Here is a 19,131-nt window from a genome sequence, read left to right on the forward strand (position 1 = left end):
GCGGCCCTCACTTCTGCAGCCGCGGGTTCAGCACGTCGCGGAGCTGGTCGCCGACAATGTTGATGGTGACGATGGTGATCAGAAGTGCAACGCCCGGGAAAACGGCGATCCAGTACTTGCCGGACAGCATGTATTCGAAGCCGTTGGAGATCAGCAGACCAAGGGAAGGCTCGGTCTGCGGCAGGCCGACGCCGAGGAAGGAGAGCGTCGCCTCCAGCGCGATGGCATGGGCGGTCTGCACGGTGCCGACGACGATCAGCGGAGCGATGCAGTTCGGCAGGATATGCCGGAAGACGATGCGCGCATGGGACAGGCCGAGACAGGCTGCCGCCTCGACATATTCGCGCCGACGCTCGACCAGCGCCGAGGCCCGCACGGTGCGCGCGTAATAGGCCCACTGCGCGATCACGAGCGCGATGATGATCTTGTCGATGCCCTTGCCGAGGATGGCGAGAAGGATCAGCGCGATCAGCACGGCCGGCAGCGACAGCTGAATGTCGACGATGCGCATGATCAGCCCCTCGGTCCGGCCACCGGCATAGGCCGCAAGCAGACCGACGATCATGCCGACCGTGAGCGCGATGATGGCCGAGGCGACGCCGACCGACAGCGAGATGCGCAACCCGTAGATGATGGCGGAGAGCAGGTCGCGGCCGGCCCCGTCCGTGCCCAGCCAGAAGGTGACGCCGTCCATGCTCTGCGAGCCCGGCGGCAGACGGGCGTCGAAGATCGAGACGACGGCGAGATCATAGGGGTCCTGCGGTGCGATCCAGGGTGCGAAGACCGCGAGAAAAATGATGATTACGAGCAGGACCGCCGCGAGAACCGCAAGCCGGCTGTCGGTGAAGTCCGACAGGAAGCGGCGGAACGGCGTATCGGCCGCGCGTCGGGCGGGAGGCGCGCCGCCGGCCGGAGTGTGCGTGGATGCCATGGGGTCCGCCTTCACTGGCCGCGGTCGCCGAGCCGCACCCGCGGATCGAGGACCGAATAGAGGATGTCGACCACCAGGTTGATGACGACGAACAGGAAGACGATCATCATCAGGTAGGCGACGATGATCGGCCGGTCGAGTTGCTGGATCGACTCGATCAGCAGCTTGCCCATGCCTGGCCATGCGAAGATCGTCTCCGTCACCACCGAGAAGGCGATCAGCGAGCCGAACTCCAGGCCGAGAACGGTGACGACCGGGATCATGATGTTCTTCAGCAGGTGCACGCCGACGATGCGCGAGCGCGAAAGGCCCTTGGCGCGGGCGAACTTGATGTAGTCCTGCAGCATCGCCTCGCGCGTGCCGGCCCGGGTCAGGCGGATCACCAGCGAGATCTTCAGCAGCGCAAGATTGAGCGCTGGAAGCGCCAGATGCCGCAATCCGTCCAGGGTGAGGAACGACAGGTGGATGCCGAAGACCTGCACGGTATCGCCCCGCCCGGTCGAGGGAAGCCAGCCGAGCATCACGGCGAAGACCATGATCATCATGATCCCGACCCAGAAGGTGGGCAGCGAGAAGCCGACGATCGAGCCGGCCATGATGGCCCGTGAGGAGAAACTGTCGGGATAGAGCCCGGCGTAAAGGCCGAGCGGAATGCCGATCACCACCGCCAGCAGCAGGGCGGCGAAGGCGAGCTCCAGCGTCGCGGGCATGCGCTGGATGATGAGGCCGAGAGCCGGCTCACCAAAGATGAAGGACTGGCCGAGATTGCCGCTGAGGGCGTTGACGATGAACAGCCAGAACTGTTCCCAGATCGGCCTGTCGAGACCGAGCGCCCGTGTGACGTTCTCGATGTCCTGCTGGTCCATGTCCGGCGTGACGAACATGTAGACGGGATCGCCGACGAGATGGACGCCGAAGAAAACGATCATGGCCATGGCGACCATGACCAGCGCGCTCTGCAGGAGGCGGCGAAGAATGAAGACGCTCATCAAGCGGTCTCCCGGCGTTGCGGCATGAACTGGAAAAGCGATGTCAATGACCGGCAATGGCGGGACACCGCCATTGCCGGCCAGTTCATCGCGACGGAAAACCGAGGGAGCCCCTGCCCCCGGCACGAGGCCGGAAACAGGAGCATGGCCCGGTCAGTCCTTCAGCACGCCATAGGCGACCGTGTACTCGTCCGTGCGCGGGATGTACTTGAGGCCCTTGCGGCTCGCCCAGGTGTTGACCTGGTAGTGGATCGGAATGATCGCGAGATCACCGATGGCCACTTCCGTCGCCTTGGCCAGCAAGCCTGCACGCTTCTCGTCGTCCACCTCGGACAGCGCATCCTCGATCAGCTTGTCGACTTCCGGGTTGGAGTAGCGGCCACGGTTGGCCGTACCCATACCCTTGTCATTGTCGAACGTGGCGATGAGAGCGCGCAGCGGCGAAGAGGCCTCGCCGGAACCGGCGCCCCAGCCGACAAGGATAAGCGAGAACTCGGGCAGGCCGTCCGCACCCGTGGAGGCACGGGTGAAGTAGACCGACCGAGGCATCGTCTCGACTGCCGTCTTGATGCCGGCCCGCGTCAGCATCTGCGCGATGGCCTCGGCGATCTTGGCATCGTTCAGATAGCGGTCGTTCGGCCCGTGGATGGTCAGTTCGAAGCCATCCGGCAATCCTGCCTCGGCGAGAAGCGCCTTCGCACCCTCCACGTCGTAGGCTTCGGCCTTCAGGTTCTCCGAAACGCCGAAGAAGCCTTCCGGCAGCAGCTGGCCGGCGGGAATGGCGAGCCCTTCCATGACACGGTCGCGGATCAACTCGCGCGAGATCGCCTTGGAGATCGCCTTACGGACGCGCAGGTCCTGGAGCGGATTCTTGATCTCGCCGCCTCCATTCGCCTTCACGAAGGGCGAATTCTCGCGGAAGTGGTCGAGATGGAGATAGATGACGCGGTTGGAAACGCCCTGCGAGAGAACCACACTGTCGCGGCCCTTCAGCGTCTCGATGTCCGTGGTCGGCACGCCGTTGATGATGTCGACATCGCCGGCCAGCAGGGCGGCGACGCGCGAGGGGCCGGACTTGATCGGCTTCAGCGTGACCTTGTCCCAAATCGGCTTTTCGCCCCAGTAGTCCGGATTGGCTTCCAGCACGATCCGGTCGCCCGGTACGTATTCGGCAAACTTGTAAGGACCGGTGCCGGCGGCCGCCTCGCCCGAGTTGAAGGCTTCGGTCGTACCCTTGCAACCGGTCTCGTTGGAGACGATGGCGACGTTGCCGAGATCGTTGACCATGACCGGATAGGGAGCTTCCGTCTTCACGTGCACCGTGAAGTCGTCGATCTTCTCGAAGGTCTTTCCCTTGGTGTAGGTGTCGAAGCCGGCCGGCGAGTTCGGCACGTTGGGCGCGCGCTCGAAGGTGCAGATGACGTCATCGGCATTGAAGTCCGATCCGTCATGGAACTTCACACCCTCACGCAGCTTGAACTCCCAGGTCGTGCTGTCGATCGGCTTCCACGAAACGGCAAGACCCGGCTTGAAGTTCTGCCGCTCGTCCGGATTGGCCAGGCGGTCGAACATCATGAAGCCGAGCTGGTTGTTCGGTCCCAGATTGTGGAAATGCGGATCGATCGAGGTCGCCTCGGAATCGAGCCCGATCACGAGATCCTCGGCGGCCGCGGGCGCGGAGAAGGCGACAACGGCACATGCCGCCCCCATGAGCGCGCGCGCGAGCGGCGTCCTTGCAGGTTTCATCAGGTAACTCCCCTCTGGATCCCCTCTGGATTTTTACGGACGGGGCGGGATCGACTGGTCCCCGTCTGCTGCCTTGTGTCGGGATCGAACGTCCCGCTGGCTTGTGGGAAAGGCTATTATGCGTTTATATGATCGACAATCGAAAAACGATAACCTAGACGCATAATTCTATTCCCATGACAAATACAGAGGTTACGGACGAGCCCCCTGCCCGACAAGCCGCAAACGGCCTCAACCGCAGCGGCCTGACGCTTCGGGAGCTGGAAGTGCTGCGGGCGGTCATCTCCGAAGGCAAGACGACGGCGGCGGCGCATCGGCTCGGGATCTCCCAGCCGGCGGTCAGCCGCGCCATCGCCCAGCTGGAGGCGCGGCTCAACCGTCAGTTCTTCCACCGCAACGGCAACAAGATCCTGCCGACCTCGGAAGGGCTCGCGTTCAACGAGCAGATCGAGCCGATCTTCGCCACGCTCGCGCGTCTCGATGCGGCGGAAACGGAAGATCTCAATGCCAAGCGGCTGCGCATCGCGGCGCCGCCGACCCATGCCCACAGGCTGATCACCAAACTGCTTCCGGGCTTCCTGGCGGAGAACCCTGAAGCCTCCGTCCATCTGGAAATCGGCATGTCAACCTATGTGACGGCGGCCGTCGCCGACGAGAACGCCGATCTGGGCATCAGCGACGGGCGGGTGCGGCACGACGGGCTGAGGATGTATCCGTTCCGGCAGGCGATCGCCCATGCGGCGATCCCGGCCGATCACCGGCTTGCGGGCAAGGACGAAATTGTCCCCGAGGATCTGGCCGGCGAATCCTTCATCGCGCTGACCCGCCGCTTTCACCAGCGCAACGTCTACGACCGGATCTTCGCCGAGCGAGGCATCGAGCGGAAGATCCGGGCGGAAACGGCAACCAGCATCGCCATTTGCGAACTGGTGCGCGAGGGAATGGGGATCGGGCTGGTGAACCCGTTCCCGGTCAGCCTGCGCCCCCTGGAAGGCGTCGTCTTCCGCCGCTTCTCGCCGCGGGTCGACTACCTCACCCAGTTTTTCGTCCCTGCCGGGCGCGTCTCGCCGATCGCCCAGCGTTTCATCGAACACGCGCGCCGCACCGTCCCGGTCGACGCCTACTCGCATCCGGCCTGACCAGGCCGCAAGGAAAGGACACCGCATGCTCCAGCTTGCTGCCCCGCGTTCGGCCGGCATCCTGAAGGACCTCGTCGGCTTCGACACGACGAGCCGTAACTCCAACCTCGCGCTGATTGCCCATGTGGAGGCGTTCTTTGCCGCACGCGGGATCGCCACGACGCGCGTGCTGGACGAGACCGGCGAGAAGGCGAACCTGATCGCCACCATCGGACCGAAGGATGTTCCGGGCTACGTGTTGTCCGGTCACACGGACGTCGTGCCGGTCGACGGCCAGAACTGGACCAGCGACGCCTTCACGCTGACCGAACGCGACGGCCTGCTCTACGGGCGCGGCTCCTGCGACATGAAGGGCTTTCTTGCCTGCTGCCTGGCCAAGGTCGACGACATGCTGGCCCGCGATCTCGCCAAGCCGATCCACTTCGCCTTCTCCTATGACGAGGAAGTGGGCTGCAAGGGCGTGCCGAGCCTCATCGAGCGGCTTGTCGAGACCGTCGCCCTGCCGGAGGCCTGCTTCGTCGGCGAGCCGACGGAAATGCAGGTGATCATCGGCCACAAGGCCAAGCGCTCGTACCGGGCCATCGTGACGGGTCGCACCTGCCACTCCTCGCTGGCCCCGCAGGGCGTCAACGCCATCGATCACGCCGCGCGGCTGATCCTCAAGGTCCGAGAGATGGGCATGGAGCTTGCGGATGGGCCGAGCGATCCGCTCTACGACGTGCCGGTGACGACGGCCCACACCGGCACGGTTTCGGGTGGCACGGCGCTCAACATCGTGCCGGACCATTGCGAATTCGCCTTCGAATTCCGGGTCCTGCCCGGCGAGGATGCCGACGCGCTGGTCGACGAGGTGATGCGCTTTGCCCGCGAGGAGATCGAGCCCGAGATGAAGGCGCGTGCGCCCGAAACCGGGATCGCCTTCGAACAGATCTCCAGCTTCCCCGGTCTCGACACCGCAGCCGATGCGGACGTAACCCGCCTCGCCAAGCGGCTGGCCGAGCGAAACGACCACGCCAAGGTGGCCTACGGCACCGAAGGCGGCCGGTTCGTAGAGATCGCCGCGATCCCGACCGTGGTGATCGGTCCCGGCTCCATCGAACAGGCCCACAAGGCGGACGAGTTCATCGCCGTCTCGGAACTCGTCAAGTGCGAGGCCTTCCTTGACCGGCTGATCGAAGAAGCCGCTCGCTGAACCGCAGTCTTCTGTCTCCACCTTCCCTGAGAGAAACGCCATGACCGCAACAACTCCGCCCGTCGAACTGTCGAAAACCGACATCACCCCCTACCGTGTTGGGAACACCGGCATCGAGGGCGTCACCACCTTCGACAGCGGCGTCGCCGGCCCGCATGTGGCCGTGACGGCCGTGGTGCATGGCAACGAACTGTGCGGTCCGATCGCGCTGGACTGGTTGTTCCGCAAGGATGTCCGCCCCGTGCGGGGCAAGCTGTCCCTCGCCTTCATCAACCTGGATGCCTACGACCGCTTCGACCCGGCCGATCCCTTCTCCTCGCGCTGGGCGGACGAGGACATGAACCGCCTGTGGCAGCCGGAAACGCTGGGCGGAGGCGAGACCCTGGAGCGCAAGCGTGCCAAGGAACTGCGCCCCTTCATCGACGATGTCGACCTCTTGCTCGACATCCACTCGATGCAGAGTGCCACCGCGCCGCTCTACATCGCCGGCCCGCTGGCCAAGGGGCGCGCGCTTGCCCGTGCCGTCGGAACGCCGGCACTGGTGGTCAGCGACGAGGGCCACGCGGCCGGAAAGCGGATGCGCGACTATGCCGGCTTCGGAGATCCGGCCAGCGACAAGAACGCGCTGCTGGTGGAGTGCGGCCAGCACTGGGAGGCCGCCAGCGCCGATGTGGCACTGGAGACCACCCTCCGCTTCCTGCAGGTGACCGGTGCAGTGGCCGAAAACGCCTTTGCCGACGAACTTGCGCGCTTCCCCGCCCCCGCGCCCCAGAGCTTCATCGAGATCATCGAGCCGGTGACGATCATGACCGACGCCTTCCGCTTCGTGGAGGACTATGTCGGTCAGGAGGTGATCGAGAAGGCCGGTACGGTGATTGCCCATGACGGCGATACGCCCGTGACCGTGCCGGAAGACCGCACGGTGTTGATCATGCCGAACCGGCGACCGGTGAAGGGCCAGACAGCCGTTCGGCTGGGTCGCTTCGTTGCCGGCGCGTGAGGAGCCGGCCAGGTGACTTTCGCCGTTGCGGCGGAACCGCGCATGCGCTACTGACAAGAGCATGACGATGACGACGACGATCAACGGCTGGTGGTGGCGCTCCTGGTAACAGGCGGCGGACGACAGCGCGTGACGTAACGTCACTCGAGGAGTTTCACAAAGCCGCCGCGGGGTCCCGCCGGCGGCTTTGTCATGTCCGGCCGGGAGGATCGCGGCCAGCGGAGGCAGGGAAGACGGACATGCAGACAGGACGCGAAGAGACCTTCGTGACGAAGGGAGGCATCGGCATCAGCGTCGTGACGCGGGCCGCCGACTACGAGCAGGGCACCTCGCCCTGGATCGACCGGCTGGACGCCGAGCGCGGTGCGGTCTTCTCGTCTTCCTACGAATATCCCGGCCGCTATACCCGCTGGGACATGGCGCTGGTCAACCCGCCGCTGGTGCTGGAATCGCGCGGGTCCGACGTGCGTATCGAAGCGCTGAACGAGCGCGGGCAGCTGCTGCTGCCGGCCATCGAGCGCAGCCTTGCCGCGCACGAGGACGTAGAGGGGCTCACCCGCGACGGCGGGATGCTCACCTTGAGGGTACGCCCTGCAACCCGTGCATTTTCCGAGGAAGAGCGCTCGCGCCAACCCTCCGTGTTTTCGGTGATCCGGGCGATCAACGCGTTGTTTGCCTGCGACGACGGCCATCTCGGCCTCTATGGCGCCTTCGGCTACGACCTCGCCTTTCAGTTCGAGCCCATCGAACTGGTGCTCGACCGCCCCGACGACCAGCGCGACGTGGTGCTTTATCTGCCCGACGAAATCCTCTTGGTCGACCACTACGGCCGCAAGGCGCATGTGCGCTGCTACGACTTCGAGGTGGATGGGGTCAGCACCGCCGGCCTGCCGCGCGGCGGCAAGAAGGAGGCCTATCGCCCGGCCAACGAGGATCCCGGACGCGGCGACCATGTTCCCGGCGAATATGCAAAGCTGGTGGATGCCGCCAAGGACTACTTCCGGCGCGGCGACCTGTTCGAGACGGTTCCCGGCCAGGTGTTCTACGAGGCCTGCCCGGCGGCTCCCTCCGCCGTCAGCCGACGGCTGACGGAGATCAACCCGTCCCCGTACGGCTTCTTCATCAACCTGGGCAATGCCGAGTATCTCGTCGGCGCAAGCCCGGAGATGTATGTGCGCGTGTCCGGCGGACGGCGCGTGGAGACATGCCCGATCTCCGGCACCATCCGGCGCGGCCGCAATGCCATCGAGGACGAGGCACAGATCCGCAAGCTACTGAACTCGGCCAAGGACGAGGCCGAACTGACCATGTGCTCGGATGTCGACCGCAACGACAAGAGCCGCATCTGCGTGCCGGGCTCCGTCCGGGTGATCGGACGGCGCCAGATCGAGATGTATTCCCGCCTGATCCATACGGTCGACCATATCGAGGGCATCCTGCGCGACGATCTGGACGCACTCGACGCATTCCTGTCGCACACATGGGCGGTGACGGTGACCGGCGCGCCGAAGCGGTGGGCGATGGAGTTCATCGAGCGTCACGAGAAAAGCCCGCGCGCCTGGTACGGCGGCGCCATCGGCGCGATCCTGTTCAACGGCGACATGAACACCGGCCTGACGCTGCGCACCGTGCGGATCAAGGACGGCGTCGCGCAGATCCGTGCCGGTGCGACGCTGCTCTACGACAGCGTGCCGGAGGAGGAAGAGGCCGAGACGGAGCTGAAGGCGGAGGCGATGCGCGCCGCCGTGCGCGAGGCCGGGCTTGCCCGCGAGCGCAAGCTCGATCCGATGGCCGCCCAACCTGGCAAGGGACTGAAGATCCTGCTCGTCGACCACGAGGACAGCTTCGTCCACACGCTCGCCAACTACTTCCGCCAGACAGGCGCGGAGGTCGCGACCTACCGTTCTCCCGTGGCCGACAGCGTGTTTCACGATGTCGCCCCGGACCTGGTGGTGCTGTCGCCCGGCCCCGGCAGCCCGAAGGACTTCGACTGCGCGGCAACCATCGGCCGGGCGCGAGCACGCGGGCTACCGATCTTCGGCGTCTGCCTCGGCCTGCAGGCGCTGACGGAGGCCTATGGCGGCGAACTCGCCCAGCTCGCCATCCCAATGCACGGCAAGCCGTCGCCGGTCTCCTTCACCGAAGGTTCGATGCTGTTCGACGGGCTGGCCTCCCCGGTTACGGTTGGGCGCTATCACTCGCTGCACGCGCAGCGAGACGTGTTGCCGGCCGGCTTCCGGATCACATCGGAGACCGAGGACGGGGTGATCATGGCCATCGAGCATGAGAGCGAGCCGGTCGCGGCGGTGCAGTTCCATCCCGAGTCGATCATGTCGCTCGATCAGGATGCCGGCCACCGCATCATCCAGAACGTTGTGACCCGCCTCGCCCGGCAGACGCCGCAGGCGATGGCTGCCGCCAGCTGATCGGCGGTAGAAACCTTCAAGCGGGCGCGGCATCACCGCGCCCGTCGCCTTTATTCGGCGGCCTCGACCTCCGTCTGCTTGCCGAGACAGGTCTGCCGGTTGCGCACTTTCAGCTTGTGCGACACCTCGACAATGGCCCGGATCGCAGGCAGAAGCTCCGCCCCCAGATCGGTCAGCGAATATTCCACCGAAGGCGGCGATGTCGGACGGACGGTGCGCGCGACCACGCCTTTCTTCTCCAGATCCCTGAGACGGACGGTCAAAACCTTTGCCGAGACGGCCGGAATGTCCAGCCGCAGCTCGGAGAACCGGCGCGGCCCTGCGGCCAGGCACCAGATGACGTTCGGTGTCCAGGCGCCCTTCAGGATCTCCATGCAATGACTGAGCGGGCACCCTTCCGGCGGCGGCGGGCTTTGGTTCTTTCGGATCTTAAGGGCCATGTCTGCCTTCCCGGATAAATAAGTTCCGACCTTCCCTCGCCCTCGGCACACCGGAGTGCGGACCAAACGGGTTACCGGTCGGAAATCTCATTTTCCCGTAACACAAGGTTTGCAGGTTTACAAAGGTAACCAAAGCTTCCTAGATGCCGGTGACGCGGAAAACGACCGCAACAACTCGTCCCGATCCGGATGCAACCGGACGGTCGGACATACGGGAGCACTGACAGTATGAAGCTCTACTACAAGCCGGGCGCCTGCTCGCTCGCCACGCATATCGTCCTCAACGAGCTGGGCCTATCGTTCGACGTCGAGAGCGTCGACACGGCTGCAAAGAAGACCGCCGGCGGGCGCGACTTCCTCGAGATCAACCCGGACGGCTATGTGCCCGCGCTGGAGCTGGACAATGGCAACGTGCTGACCGAAGGCGCTGCGATCCTGCAGTACCTGGCGGACCAGCACCCGGCATCCGAGCTGGCGCCGGCACCCGGTTCCTGGGAGCGCACGCAGTTGCACCAGCATCTGAACTTCATCTCCGCCGAGTTGCACAAGTCCTTCGGACCGCTGTTCCAGGGAGCGGAAGGTGCCGCGCGCGAGGCGGCGGTCGAGAAGGCGCTCAAACGGATTGCACATTTCGAGCCGATCTTTGCTGATGGTCGCTCCTACCTCATGGGCGAGACGTTCTCTGTGGCTGACGCCTATCTCTTCACCGTGCTGAACTGGACCGGCTTCGTCGGCATCTCGCTGGACGAATTCCCGAACGTGAAGGCCTTCCATGCCCGTGCCGGAGCCCGCGCGGCCACGCGCCACGCGCTGGAGCGCGAAGGCCTGCTCAAAGCCGCCTGAAGAAGCTGCTTCCTGCGTGAGAAACGGGATCGGCGGGCGGGCAGTCCGTCCGCCGCTTCCGGCAAGGTCGCAACCGGAGCCTTCAAATGACATCCAGCGAAACGGCGGACTTCGCCGCAATCCTAGATCTATGCGGGCACTATCACGATGCCCTGCATCGCAGCGATGCGGAGCTGCTGGGTAGCCTGTTCCACGACAATGCCCTCTATGCGGCGACGACCGACGGCGATATCCGCTTCTGGACCATGGACCACTATCTGCCGATCGTTGCCGACCGCCCCTCACCCGCCTCGCGCGGCGAGCCTGCGGACGGGGAAGTCGTATCGGTCACCTTCGCCGGCCGCCATGCGGCACTGGCTCAAGTGCGCAGCTCCATCGGCGAGCGCTTTTTCACCGACTTCCTGTCGCTGGTGAAGATCGATGGCCGCTGGCTGATCGCCGCCAAGGTGTTCGACTACACCACCCGGCCGCGCGACGCGGCGGCCTGACACCAACGAGGTTCCCATGCCCTACGTGAACATCAAGGTGACTCGCGAAGGTGTTACCCGCGAGCAGAAAGCCCGGTTGATCGCCGGCGTCACCGACCTTCTCGTCGAGGTGCTCGACAAGGATCCTGCGACCACCTTCGTCGTGATTGACGAGGTCGAGCTGGAGAATTGGGGGATCGCCGGCGTGCAGACGGATGTCTTCCGCGCCAGCAAGAAGGCTGCCGCGGAGCAGTAACGGCAGCTCACGCCGCTAGTTGCGGCCGAGCAGCGGTGCCAGCGCCTCGACCAGGGCCGGCGAAAGCGTTTCGGCGCCGCGCACCGTCAGATGATTGGAATCGAAGTAGAGCGGCTCGCCCTCGGCGGCGATCCGGCAAACCTCGCCGGCGCCGGCGCATAGCGGGGCGAGCGGATCGACCACACGCCAGTTGTGGCGCGCTGCAGCTCGCTCCAGCGCGTCACGCGTAGACTGCTGGCGGACCAGTGCAGAGCCACGCTTAGGCCCGACAGGCTCTGCAAAGCCGAAACGATCCGACACGGCGATTGCCGAGGGCACATTGATGCCCGGCTCGGGCACCGTGTGAACCAGGATCACCGGAATTCCTGCCTGAGCGAACCGAGCTGCGAGAGCCTCGGCCGCTTCCTCAAGCGCGTTCAAACGCGCAAGGCGCTGTGATGCCGAAAGGGGCGGTGCAAAGCGAAGGTCCACGCCCGTACCGCCCTCGGCGATGAGCGTCCAGCGAGCGGCAAGGATCACGGCATCGGGACGGGCGGTCACGATCTCGTCCAGTACCCGTGCCGTGAATTGCTGGCATGTCCCGTCCGGCTCGGAGCCCACGATACGAGGATCCACCAGCGGCGGGCATCCCGCCTTGGCGACCAGAAGTCCGCCTGTGCCGAGTTCTGTCAGTGCGGCATCAACACCCGGCGCCAGGGCGGCGGCGTGGGAATCGCCCCAAAGCACCACCCTTGCACTCCCCTCGCTTGCCCCCAGTCGGCAGACGCTGTCCGGCTGGCCGCGCTCGGCAAGAGTAAAGTCCTCCTCGCGCCAGCGGCTCATGCAGGCGAGGCGGTCGCTGGCGCGCCATTCCTCGTTCACCGCCATCAGCCCGGCCACATGCGGCGGGATTCGCTGCGGCAAACCGTCGGTCGCCTCCACCACCGCTGTGATCGCCAGCGTTGCCAGCGAGAGCCCGGCGAAAAGACCGAAGGCGCGTAGCGCCCCCTTGTGCCGCCAGCCCCGGACAGGCTGTTCGACAAAGCGCCAGGTCGCTGCCGAAAGAGCCGCCATCAACAGGACGAGGGAGACCGTTGTCGCCGGCGCAGCGGGGTCAAAGCCCAGAGTGCGGGCGAAGGCGATCACCGGCCAGTGCCAGAGGTAGAGGGAATAGGAGACAAGGCCGATGCCAATACAGACCGGCCAGCGCAGGACGGAGGTGATACGTGGCTGGGCTCCGGTGCCGGACAGGATGACCAGCCCGGCCCCAACACACGGCAGCAGCGCCCAGCCGCCGGGATACGCCAATCCGTCCGACAGAAGAACGAAGGAGGCAGCGATCAGCGCAAGCCCAAGGCCTCCGGCGACTTCTCGAGCGGCGGGTGAAAGCCCGGCACCTGCCCCCGATACCGCGAGCAGCGCGCCGATCATCAACTCGAAGGCGCGCGTGTGAGGCATGAAGAAGCCCGCCCGCGGCGCCAGTACGGCCATGGCGATGCTGGCGGCGAGCGAAACGGCGCCCAGCACCAGAACCAGCAACAGAGCCTTGCGTGCGGACGCACCGGCAAAGCGCACGAGCAGCATCAGAAGCAGCGGGAAGACGACGTAAAACTGTTCCTCGACCGCCAGCGACCAGAGATGCAGCAGGTGATCCTGCTCAGAGGCCTGGTCGAAATAGTCGATCCGCTGAGCGAACCAGAAGTTAGCTGCAAAGAGCACGGATGCCCGCGCCGACATGGAGAAGGCGTCGAACTCCACCGGCATCAGCACGACAGCCCCAACGAGAAAGCTTGCGGCAAGCACCAGATAATAGGCCGGCACGATGCGCAGAATACGTCGCTGGTAGAAGGTCTTGAGCGTGAAACGTCCGGCAGCAAGTTCCGACCAGACGATGCCGGTGATCAGGTAACCCGAGATGACGAAGAAGATATCGACGCCGGCAAAGCCGCCGGGCAGCCAGTCCGCATTGAGGTGGAACACCACCACCGACAGGACGGCCACGGCGCGAAGGCCATCAATATCCGGTCGGTAGGCAGCAGGTGTCACGGCGGCGGACGCGTCCCGTTCGTTGGTCCGGCTGTCTATTTCACATGGAGCAAGACAGCACAAGCACGCGCTCAGAATCCCCTGAAGCTTGCGATGTCATAGAGCGGAACGCGCTCGCTCCTCCAACGGTTGACCGGCGCATCCGCATCCGCATGCCCAAGCGCGATAGCGCAGAACAACATGTGTTCCGGGTCGGGCCGCAGATGGCGCGCCAACAGCCCGTGCCACTGTGCCCAGGCTTCCTGGGCACAGGTATGCAGCCCGTGCGCGCGAGCGGCCAGCATCACCGACTGCAGGAACATGCCGCAGTCGGCCCATTGCGGCGGGCCCATCGAGCGGTCGAGATAGACGAAAAGACCGACAGGTGCACCGAAGAGGCGGAAATTCTGGCGGAACTGGCGGCCGCGGCCCGCCTTGTCCTCGCGGGACACGCCGAGCGCCGCATAGAGCGCTTCCCCTGCACCGAACCTGCGGGAAGCGTAGGGTTCCTTCAGGTCCGCCGGATAGATGCGATACTCCGGCGTCTCGCCGCGCGGCATCTCCTGCATCGTCGCCTCGACGTCGGCCAGAAGCTCGGCCAGGGGAGCACCGGTCAGCGCATGGATATGCCAGGGCTGAAGATTGCCGCCCGACGGCGCGCGTCCGGCGGCAACAAGGATCTCCCGAACGGTACCCTCCGGCACCGGATCGGGGCGGAAGGCACGGCAGGAATAGCGGCTGTCGAGCGCGTCGAGAACATTCATCGCAAGGTGCGTCCGGCGGCAGGGTGGCGAAGGAGGGCCACCCTGCCCTTGCCGTACGATGCAATCAAGAGGTCTTGCGGAACGGCGGGGCCGCTCACACCGGTACGATCGCCGTTCCCTCGATCTCGACCTTCGCCTCCGGCTCTACCAGCGCGACCACCTGCACCACGGCCATGGCCGGATAGTTGCGACCCATGACCGCGCGGTAGACCGGGCCGAGTTCCTTCAGGCATTCCCGGTAGGCATCGATGTCCGTGACGTACCAGGTCAGCCGGGCGATGTGCTCCGGACCACCGCCCGCCGCGCCCACGACCGCTACGACGTTTTCAAGCGTCTGGCGGATCTGGCCGAGGAAGTCGGGTGGGAAGACGCCATCCGGTGTCCAGCCAATCTGGCCGCCGGTCAGCACCATCCGCCCCTCGCCGGCCATGCCGTTGGCATAGCCTCTCGGGGTCGGCCAACCTTCCGGCTGCAGGGCCGCGAGCGGCGAAGGAACGGAGGCACGCGCAGGCATCGCGGCGGCGGTGTCGGCTGTCTTGCTCATTGGGTCTTCCAGGTCCCGATCTTCAATTGTTCGCGTTCACGACGCGGCGGATCTTGCGGCCGGCGGTTCGCCCTCTCCAGCCGCCAGCTCGCGCAGCGCGAAACGCTGCAGCTTGCCGGTTTCGGTCCGCGGCAGCGCAGTGACGAATTCGATGGCGCGCGGATACTTGTACGGAGCGAGCTCCGCCTTGATGTAGTCCTGCAGCGTCTTGACCAGGGCTGCATCACCGGTGACGCCCGGCTTCAGCACCACATAGGCCTTGACGATACGGCCACGATCCGGGTCCGGGGCGCCCACGACACCGCATTCGGCAACTGCCGGGTGGGCGAGCATCGTGCCTTCCACCTCCGGGCCGGCGATGTTGTAGCCTGCCGATACGATCATGTCGTCGGAGCGGGCCTGGTACCAGAAGTAGCCGTCGGCATCGCGGATGTAGGTGTCGCCCGTCACGTTCCAGCCGTCGATCACATAAGCGGTCTGGCGGTCGTCGGCGAGATAGCGGCAACCGGTAGGCCCGCGCACGGCGAGCCGCCCGGGCATTCCGTCCGACACCTCCTTGCCGTCGGAGCCGATGACCTTCGCCTCATAGCCGGGCACGGGCTTGCCGGTTGCTCCTGGGCGCACCTCGTCCTCGCGCGCGGCAATGAAGATGTGCAGCATCTCAGTCGCGCCGATGCCATCGAGAATGCGGATGCCGGTCGCCGCCTGCCAGTCGTCCCAGGTCGCCTTGGGGAGCGCCTCTCCGGCCGACACGCATTTGCGCAAGGAGGAAAGATCCGCATCGCCCTTCTTGGCAAGGATCGCGCGATAGGCGGTCGGTGCGGTGAACATCACCGTCGGGCGCATCTCCGGGATCGCCTTCAGCAGATCGTCGGGGCCGGCCCGCTCCAGCAGGATGGCCGTCGCGCCAACGCGGAAGGGAAACAGGACTAGGCCGCCGAGGCCGAAGGTAAAGGCGAGCGGCGGCGAGCCGATGAACACGTCGCTTTCCTGAGGCCGCAGCACTTCGCGCGAGTAGCAGTCGCAGATCGCCAGCATGTCGCGGTGGAAGTGCATCGTCGCCTTCGGGACGCCCGTCGTGCCGGAGGTGAAGCCGAGCAGGCAGACATCATCCGAGGCAGTGTCGCAGGCCGTGAAGTCCGGCGAGGCGGCTTCCATGCGGCGCTCCAGCGAGCCTTCGTCGCCGCTGCCGGCATAAAGGATCGTCGTCAGCCGGTCGGTGCGGCCGCGGGTCAGCTCCATCTCTTCGGCAAGGCGATGGTCGCAGACGGCGAACGACAGCTCGGCCTTGTCCACGATGACCGCAAGTTCCTTGGCACGCAGCAGCGGCATGGTGGCGACGACAATGCCGCCAGTCTTCAGGATCGCGAAGTAGACCGCCGTCATCATCGGCGTATTGGGAAAGCGCAGGAGCACGCGGTTGCCCGGCTGCAGGCCGAAATCGGCCACCAGCACATTGGCGATCCGGTTCACCTTTTCGGCGAGTTCGCCGTAGGTCCAGCGCTCGGTCGGGGAAACAAGCGCCAGCTTGTCGCCGCGGCCTTCCGCCACGTTCTTGTCGATCAGCTCGACTGCACAGTTCATCCGCTCGGGATAGCCGAGCTTCTCCAGATTGATGAAATCGGGCCAGAGCTCACGCGGTGGCAGATTGTCCGCCGCGAAGGTGTCGGTGTGGGCTGAGCGGGCCATTCGGCACTCCTGTGGAAGGTTGGGGCGGCCGGTTTCCGGCGCGTTTTATGGTCGTCATTCGGCCGCTGCCGCGGAGGAGCGGCGAGCGGCATGGTCGGCGATCGCCTGACGCGCGATCACGATCTTCTGGATTTCGGTTGCACCCTCGTAGATGCGCAGGGCGCGGACATCGCGGTAGAGTTCCTCCATCTTGCAGCCGACGCGCACGCCGTGGCCGCCATGGAGCTGGACCGCGCGGTCCACCACCTTCTGGGCATTCTCGGTCGCCACCATCTTGGCCAGCGCCGCTTCGCGGGTCACACGCGGCGCGCCCATATCCTTGGTCCAGGCAGCGCGATAGACCAGCAGCGCGGCGGCATCGACGTCGGCGACCATGTCGGCGAGCGCGCCTTGGGTCAGCTGCAGATCGGCCAGCGGCGCCCCGAAGAGCTGACGGCTGGTGGTGTGCTCCAGCGTGTCGGCCAGTGCCCGTCGCGCAAAGCCGAGCGCGGCTGCGCCAACGGTCGAGCGGAAGATGTCGAGCGTGGCCATCGCGACCTTGAAGCCCTCGCCCGGCCGGCCGAGACGTGCCGAAACCGGCACGCGAACGCCGTCGAAGGCCAGGGTGGCCAGCGGATGCGGCGCCACGGTGTCGATGCGCTCCTTGACCGAGAACCCGGCCGCATCGGCATCCACCACGAAGGCCGACAGTCCACGGGCGCCCGGCGCCTCGCCGGTGCGGGCGAAAACCACATAGTGGTCGGCGATGCCGCCGTTCGAGATCCACGTCTTCTCGCCGGTGATGCGGACATGATCCGGCCCGTCGGCCTCCGCGACGGTGGCGAGGGCTGCCACATCCGACCCGGCCTCGGGTTCGGACAGGGCAAAGGCCGCGATCTTCTCGCCGCGCATGACCGGCGGCAGGTAGCGGTCCTTCAACTCGTCGGAGCCGGCAAGCGTGATCGAACCCGTACCGAGCCCCTGCATGGCGAAGGCGAAATCGGCGAGGCCGTTGTAGCGGGCCAGCGTTTCCCGGGCGATGCACAGGCTGCGGACGTCCAGCCGCTCATGCAGGCCGCCATGGGACGCTGGCACCGCGGCGCGCAGCAGACCGGCTCTTCCGAGCGCGGCGACCAGCCGGCGGCAGGATCCGTCGACGTCGTGATGATCGGCAAGGCCGGCAACCTCAGCCGCGGCAAAGGCCTCCACACGTGCGGCGAAGGCCCGATGCCCATCGTCGAAAAACGGCCAGTCGAGAAAGCTCAGGTCGGTCATCGGATCCTCCTCCTCAACGACGGCGCGTCAATTACCCTCGAAGACAGGCTTCTGCTTCGCGGCAAAGGCCTCGAAGGCGCGGCGGTAGTCCTCGGTCTTCATGCAGACCGCCTGCGCCAGCGCCTCGGCCTCGATGGCCTGGTCGACCGACATGTCCCACTCCATGTGAAGCATGCGCTTGGTCATGGCGTTGGCGAACGTCGGGCCGGCGGACAGGCTGTCGGCCAGCGTCTTTGCCTCCTCGAGCACGGCTTCGGGCACCGCCAGTCGGTTGAAGAAGCCCCAGCGTTCGGCCTCTTCGCCGCTCATGACGCGACCGGTGTAAAGAAGCTCCGAGGCACGTCCCTGCCCGATGATCCTCGGCAGGATGGCGCAGGCGCCCATGTCGCAGCCGGCGAGGCCCACCCGGTTGAACAGGAACGCGACCTTCGCACCCGCCGTGCCAACGCGCAGATCCGATGCCATGGCAACGATGGCCCCAGCGCCGACACAGATGCCGTCGATGGCCGCAACGATCGGCTGCGGGCACGCACGCATCGCCTTGACCAGTTCACCGGTCATGCGGGTGAACTGCAGCAGCCCCGGCATGTCGCGCGACAGGAGCGGCTCGATGATCTCGAAGACGTCGCCGCCCGAGCAGAAATTGCCGCCGGCGCCGGTCACGACCACCGTCTTCACTTCCTCGTCGAACTGCAGAGCGCGGAACAGGTCGCGCAGCTCCGCATAGGAATGGAAGGTGAGCGGGTTCTTGCGCTCCGGCCGGTTCAGCGTGATCACCGCCGTCTTGCCGTCCACGTCCAGACGGAAATGGGTCGGCCGATACTCCCGCACGGGTAGCGTGATCGAATAGGTCTCCTGCGCGCCGGCGGGCGGGGCGGAAACGGCGGCATCAGCCATTGGACGGCTCCTTGTCGGTGGAAGTCGTTGTGCGTGTCGGGTCGGCAGCGGTGCGTGCCGATGTCTTCGCCCGTCCCAACAGGCGCATCAGGTCGTCGATGTCGGCATCAGAAAGGTCCGCGAACAGATCGCCGATCCAGTCGCCATGGGCATGCGCCATCGCCTCGAAGCCGGAGCGCCCTTCCGGCGTAAGACTGACGAGGGCCGAGCGTCGGTCGCCCGGCGCGGGGCGCCGCTCAACAAGCCCATCCTGGACGAGACGCTCGACAAGGCCGGTGACATTGCCGGCCGAGACCATCATGCGCCGGGACAGGTCGCCGAGGGTCAGCCCGCCGGGCGCCTTTTCCAGCTGCGCCATCAGGTCGAAACGCGGCAGCGTCACATCGAACTCGCCGCGCAACCGCGAGCGGATCTCGCTTTCGATCAGGTTCGTCAGGGTCAGCAGGCGCAGCCAGAGGCGCAGCTCCGCGCGATGATCGTCGCCATGCACGCGAGTTTCCGCGTCGAGCAGGATCGCGGCAGTGTTCGCTTCAACGTCCGTCATGCCGCC

18 protein-coding genes are annotated in these 19,131 nt (G+C 65.8%); 7 read left to right on the plus strand and 11 right to left on the minus strand.

The window, feature by feature from the left end:
• Positions 1 to 7 precede the first annotated feature (7 nt).
• From ACVJ6E_RS01570 to ACVJ6E_RS01580, 3 genes are all read right to left on the minus strand, one after another.
• Positions 8 to 931, minus strand: coding sequence for an ABC transporter permease (locus ACVJ6E_RS01570; RefSeq protein WP_120269196.1), 924 nt, complete (start codon positions 929 to 931; stop codon positions 8 to 10).
• Between the two features lie 11 nt (positions 932 to 942).
• Positions 943 to 1,920, minus strand: coding sequence for an ABC transporter permease (locus tag ACVJ6E_RS01575; RefSeq protein ID WP_120269195.1), 978 nt, complete (start codon positions 1,918 to 1,920; stop codon positions 943 to 945).
• A 153-nt stretch (positions 1,921 to 2,073) separates the two neighbouring features.
• Positions 2,074 to 3,666 carry an ABC transporter substrate-binding protein gene (locus ACVJ6E_RS01580; protein WP_208996706.1) on the minus strand — a complete coding sequence of 531 codons (1,593 nt, stop codon included), beginning with the start codon at positions 3,664 to 3,666 and terminating at the stop codon, positions 2,074 to 2,076.
• Positions 3,667 to 3,842: 176 nt separating this feature from the next.
• Between ACVJ6E_RS01580 and ACVJ6E_RS01585 the strand changes: the two genes are divergently transcribed.
• From ACVJ6E_RS01585 to ACVJ6E_RS01600, 4 genes are all read left to right on the plus strand, one after another.
• Complete coding sequence (locus ACVJ6E_RS01585) at positions 3,843 to 4,805, plus strand: LysR family transcriptional regulator (RefSeq protein WP_120269193.1); 963 nt, start codon at positions 3,843 to 3,845, stop codon at positions 4,803 to 4,805.
• Between the two features lie 25 nt (positions 4,806 to 4,830).
• Positions 4,831 to 5,997, plus strand: a complete 1,167-nt coding sequence (gene argE, locus ACVJ6E_RS01590; protein WP_120269192.1) for an acetylornithine deacetylase — start codon at positions 4,831 to 4,833, stop codon at positions 5,995 to 5,997.
• Positions 5,998 to 6,037: 40 nt separating this feature from the next.
• Positions 6,038 to 6,997, plus strand: coding sequence for a M14 family metallopeptidase (locus tag ACVJ6E_RS01595; protein WP_120269191.1), 960 nt, complete (start codon positions 6,038 to 6,040; stop codon positions 6,995 to 6,997).
• 239 nt (positions 6,998 to 7,236) lie between these two features.
• Positions 7,237 to 9,423, plus strand: a complete 2,187-nt coding sequence (locus tag ACVJ6E_RS01600) for an anthranilate synthase (RefSeq protein WP_120269190.1) — start codon at positions 7,237 to 7,239, stop codon at positions 9,421 to 9,423.
• A gap of 50 nt (positions 9,424 to 9,473) precedes the next feature.
• On the opposite strand, the gene ACVJ6E_RS01605 is transcribed toward ACVJ6E_RS01600, so the two are convergent.
• Positions 9,474 to 9,863 carry a winged helix-turn-helix transcriptional regulator gene (locus ACVJ6E_RS01605; RefSeq protein ID WP_120269189.1) on the minus strand — a complete coding sequence of 130 codons (390 nt, stop codon included), beginning with the start codon at positions 9,861 to 9,863 and terminating at the stop codon, positions 9,474 to 9,476.
• 228 nt (positions 9,864 to 10,091) lie between these two features.
• Here ACVJ6E_RS01605 and gstA point away from each other — a divergent pair, with 228 nt between their 5' ends.
• The 3 genes from gstA (at position 10,092) to ACVJ6E_RS01620 (ending at position 11,429) form a co-directional block, all read left to right on the plus strand.
• On the plus strand, positions 10,092 to 10,706 hold the full coding sequence (gstA, locus tag ACVJ6E_RS01610) for a glutathione transferase GstA (RefSeq protein ID WP_120269188.1): 615 nt from the start codon (positions 10,092 to 10,094) through the stop codon (positions 10,704 to 10,706).
• Between the two features lie 86 nt (positions 10,707 to 10,792).
• Positions 10,793 to 11,194 carry a nuclear transport factor 2 family protein gene (locus ACVJ6E_RS01615; RefSeq protein WP_120269187.1) on the plus strand — a complete coding sequence of 134 codons (402 nt, stop codon included), beginning with the start codon at positions 10,793 to 10,795 and terminating at the stop codon, positions 11,192 to 11,194.
• 16 nt (positions 11,195 to 11,210) lie between these two features.
• Positions 11,211 to 11,429: a tautomerase family protein gene (locus ACVJ6E_RS01620; protein WP_120269186.1), complete on the plus strand. Its 219-nt coding sequence runs from the start codon at positions 11,211 to 11,213 to the stop codon at positions 11,427 to 11,429.
• Between the two features lie 15 nt (positions 11,430 to 11,444).
• Here the strand turns inward: ACVJ6E_RS01620 and ACVJ6E_RS01625 are convergent, their stop codons facing one another.
• The 7 genes from ACVJ6E_RS01625 to ACVJ6E_RS01655 form a co-directional block, all read right to left on the minus strand.
• The gene (locus ACVJ6E_RS01625) at positions 11,445 to 13,454 is read right to left on the minus strand and encodes an SGNH hydrolase domain-containing protein (RefSeq protein WP_158592695.1); all 2,010 of its coding nucleotides are present in this window, start codon (positions 13,452 to 13,454) and stop codon (positions 11,445 to 11,447) included.
• Between the two features lie 71 nt (positions 13,455 to 13,525).
• The gene (locus ACVJ6E_RS01630; protein ID WP_120269184.1) at positions 13,526 to 14,197 is read right to left on the minus strand and encodes a nitroreductase; all 672 of its coding nucleotides are present in this window, start codon (positions 14,195 to 14,197) and stop codon (positions 13,526 to 13,528) included.
• 94 nt (positions 14,198 to 14,291) lie between these two features.
• On the minus strand, positions 14,292 to 14,741 hold the full coding sequence (locus tag ACVJ6E_RS01635) for a RidA family protein (RefSeq protein ID WP_083206363.1): 450 nt from the start codon (positions 14,739 to 14,741) through the stop codon (positions 14,292 to 14,294).
• 36 nt (positions 14,742 to 14,777) lie between these two features.
• Complete coding sequence (locus ACVJ6E_RS01640) at positions 14,778 to 16,430, minus strand: benzoate-CoA ligase family protein (protein ID WP_120269183.1); 1,653 nt, start codon at positions 16,428 to 16,430, stop codon at positions 14,778 to 14,780.
• Positions 16,431 to 16,484: 54 nt separating this feature from the next.
• Entirely contained in the window at positions 16,485 to 17,684 is a 1,200-nt protein-coding gene (locus ACVJ6E_RS01645) for an acyl-CoA dehydrogenase family protein (protein ID WP_120269182.1), read from the minus strand.
• 27 nt (positions 17,685 to 17,711) lie between these two features.
• Complete coding sequence (locus ACVJ6E_RS01650; protein WP_120269181.1) at positions 17,712 to 18,581, minus strand: enoyl-CoA hydratase family protein; 870 nt, start codon at positions 18,579 to 18,581, stop codon at positions 17,712 to 17,714.
• Positions 18,574 to 19,125 (minus strand): MarR family transcriptional regulator, encoded by a 552-nt coding sequence (locus ACVJ6E_RS01655; protein ID WP_120269180.1) that lies wholly within the window; start codon positions 19,123 to 19,125, stop codon positions 18,574 to 18,576. The genes ACVJ6E_RS01650 and ACVJ6E_RS01655 overlap by 8 nt, the downstream gene beginning before the upstream one ends.
• Positions 19,126 to 19,131 lie beyond the last annotated feature (6 nt).

It is taken from the genome of Stappia sp. G46H5W (assembly GCF_058448995.1).

Excerpts from the sequence above, each read along its gene's own strand:
- ACVJ6E_RS01635 (WP_083206363.1), bottom strand. The coding sequence starts at position 14,741 with ATGAGCAAGACAGCCGACACCGCCGCCGCGATGCCTGCGCGTGCCTCC.
- ACVJ6E_RS01585 (WP_120269193.1), top strand. The coding sequence starts at position 3,843 with ATGACAAATACAGAGGTTACGGACGAGCCCCCTGCCCGACAAGCCGCA.
- ACVJ6E_RS01605 (WP_120269189.1), bottom strand. The coding sequence starts at position 9,863 with ATGGCCCTTAAGATCCGAAAGAACCAAAGCCCGCCGCCGCCGGAAGGG.
- argE (WP_120269192.1), top strand. The coding sequence starts at position 4,831 with ATGCTCCAGCTTGCTGCCCCGCGTTCGGCCGGCATCCTGAAGGACCTC.
- ACVJ6E_RS01575 (WP_120269195.1), bottom strand. The coding sequence starts at position 1,920 with ATGAGCGTCTTCATTCTTCGCCGCCTCCTGCAGAGCGCGCTGGTCATG.
- ACVJ6E_RS01630 (WP_120269184.1), bottom strand. The coding sequence starts at position 14,197 with ATGAATGTTCTCGACGCGCTCGACAGCCGCTATTCCTGCCGTGCCTTC.
- ACVJ6E_RS01640 (WP_120269183.1), bottom strand. The coding sequence starts at position 16,430 with ATGGCCCGCTCAGCCCACACCGACACCTTCGCGGCGGACAATCTGCCA.
- ACVJ6E_RS01570 (WP_120269196.1), bottom strand. The coding sequence starts at position 931 with ATGGCATCCACGCACACTCCGGCCGGCGGCGCGCCTCCCGCCCGACGC.
- ACVJ6E_RS01655 (WP_120269180.1), bottom strand. The coding sequence starts at position 19,125 with ATGACGGACGTTGAAGCGAACACTGCCGCGATCCTGCTCGACGCGGAA.
- ACVJ6E_RS01650 (WP_120269181.1), bottom strand. The coding sequence starts at position 18,581 with ATGGCTGATGCCGCCGTTTCCGCCCCGCCCGCCGGCGCGCAGGAGACC.
- gstA (WP_120269188.1), top strand. The coding sequence starts at position 10,092 with ATGAAGCTCTACTACAAGCCGGGCGCCTGCTCGCTCGCCACGCATATC.
- ACVJ6E_RS01645 (WP_120269182.1), bottom strand. The coding sequence starts at position 17,684 with ATGACCGACCTGAGCTTTCTCGACTGGCCGTTTTTCGACGATGGGCAT.
- ACVJ6E_RS01615 (WP_120269187.1), top strand. The coding sequence starts at position 10,793 with ATGACATCCAGCGAAACGGCGGACTTCGCCGCAATCCTAGATCTATGC.
- ACVJ6E_RS01600 (WP_120269190.1), top strand. The coding sequence starts at position 7,237 with ATGCAGACAGGACGCGAAGAGACCTTCGTGACGAAGGGAGGCATCGGC.
- ACVJ6E_RS01620 (WP_120269186.1), top strand. The coding sequence starts at position 11,211 with ATGCCCTACGTGAACATCAAGGTGACTCGCGAAGGTGTTACCCGCGAG.
- ACVJ6E_RS01595 (WP_120269191.1), top strand. The coding sequence starts at position 6,038 with ATGACCGCAACAACTCCGCCCGTCGAACTGTCGAAAACCGACATCACC.
- ACVJ6E_RS01580 (WP_208996706.1), bottom strand. The coding sequence starts at position 3,666 with ATGAAACCTGCAAGGACGCCGCTCGCGCGCGCGCTCATGGGGGCGGCA.